Origin of the sequence: Bellilinea sp., assembly GCF_034432615.1 — a bacterium.
Lineage (GTDB): Bacteria > Chloroflexota > Anaerolineae > Anaerolineales > Anaerolineaceae > Bellilinea.
On the sequence record NZ_DAOUBL010000158.1, the window covers coordinates 1 to 1823 of the forward strand.

A 1823-nucleotide genomic window follows, 5' to 3' on the forward strand; every position below is an offset into this window, starting at 1 on the left:
GGAAACCAGCCGGCCGGCACAACCAACCGCCCGACCGCGCTGCCTTCAACCGGGGCAATATACGCCTCACCGGCCGGCAGGTTGCCGAACTGTCCGGGTTGATGCAGCAAACCAGTATCGGCGCGCCCACTGCGCCCGGCAATGCTGAAGCGCAGATCGCTGCCCTGCGGCGTCGTGATGCGCACAGTTTGCCCGCGAGTCAACCGCTCTGCCAGCGCAAACGACTCGCGGGCAATGCTGGCATAATCAGCCGAGATCGGCCCGCCCGGCGCAAACATGGCCGCTTCCACCCCCGGCATAGAGGCCACCCGCGCACCGCGGCGGCTGGCATTTTCGCGGGCATGAGTGTGCGAAAGCGAGTGTGTGGTCATCAGAATCAGCACGTCAAAATTCAAAAAGCGGCGGGCAGTTTCTTCGGATGGTTCGCGACCGCTTTGCCCGGTTTGCGGGTAACAAATCAATTCAATGGCGCAGTCTGGGAAAGCATCACGCGCCATTTGAATAAAGGCTTTGGTCATCCGTGCCCGGCGGATCAATTCGTCCAGCTCCGCAAAATTCAGAAGCTCCCAATCCGCCGCTGATGGAACGTCTGAAACAAAAGCCACCTGTTCACCGCTGCGCAGGTTCAGGTTCACTTTAAGCATGTTGACGGCCGCCTGACGCAGTTCCTCAAATTCGGTCATTGCAAAACCTCCATTCAGGGGCGGGACTTTTCAATCGGCCGATATTCCACATCAAAGCCAAAATGACGCGGGCCGAACAGCTCCAATCCGCGCGGTGTGCGCCACTGCGCTGGTGCCGGCAGGCCGATTACCGTGACTTTCATCCCCTCGCGGCAATAGGGGTTGAGAACAGGCTCATTCGCCTCCTCGTCAAAAACGCAGATCAAGTCGGGGACGGTCACATCCACCTTGCCGTCCCGCCAGCTGACGATATTTTCGTTCTTGAACCAGATGTGGTAATCGCTGCCGCTGAACTCGCCTTCTCCACTGAGGTAAATATCGCCAATGGTAAAGCCCTCGATGGTATCGAAAGCGTGGCGGGTAACCACCCCCTTGAAGAGCAGAAAGCCGCCGGCGGTTTGGACAATCTGCGCGGCAGCCGATAAACCGCTTTCCTTCGCAGCGCGGAAGGTCTTGCCGATTTCCCACGCCTGACTGATCGCTCCGGCAATCACCGCCCCGCGCAGTTGCTTTGCCTGCGCCGGATGATCGGCTACGCCGATGCGGTTCTTGCTGACCACCGCCATGGCGCGCACCAGCGCCTCGGCACGCAGATCATTGACCACTTTTGGCAATACGGCCACATCGCCGAACTGGTTGGCACATGCCAGCGGGTAAATGGGCAGATCATAAATGCAATAGGTCGAATGCTGCAGCTCCGGCACCGATCGGCCGGCCGGATCGGCGTCAATGATGTAACGGTCCAGCAGGGCGGCCACATACAACGCCTCGGCCGTGTTGCCGCCGCCTAATTCGGTTGAAATCACGCCGTAAAATTCCCTCCCAAAATAGGCTTCCAGCGCACGGTAAGCCAGATAGGGCTCCGGCTCATCCAGTTTGGGCAGGCCGGCATACTGCGCTTCCAGTTCCGGTGTGGAAGGCGAAACACTGCCGCAAATGTAGGGTGTGGCAATCCAGGCATCGTCCGGCACTTCAGCAAAGTCCACCAGGCGGAATTGTTTGCCTTTCTGGAGCGCATCGTCTATCAATGCCAGACCTTTTTGCAGCGAGCCGCCCCCGCCCGTACCGAGAATGGTACAGCCGTATAAGATGTCATATAAATCTTGCCGTTCAAGCAGTTTCATGGCATTTCCCTTTCTG

At 58.6% G+C, this 1823-nt stretch carries 2 protein-coding genes; both read right to left on the bottom strand.

What is annotated here, in order from left to right; genetic code table 11:
* The coding region (locus tag VAE48_RS07530; protein ID WP_322792704.1) for a hypothetical protein at positions 1 to 683 on the bottom strand (683 nt) is incomplete at its 3' end.
* A 14-nt stretch (positions 684 to 697) separates the two neighbouring features.
* A partial coding sequence (locus VAE48_RS07535; RefSeq protein ID WP_322792705.1) for a DUF917 domain-containing protein occupies positions 698 to 1823 on the bottom strand: 1126 nt, incomplete at its 5' end.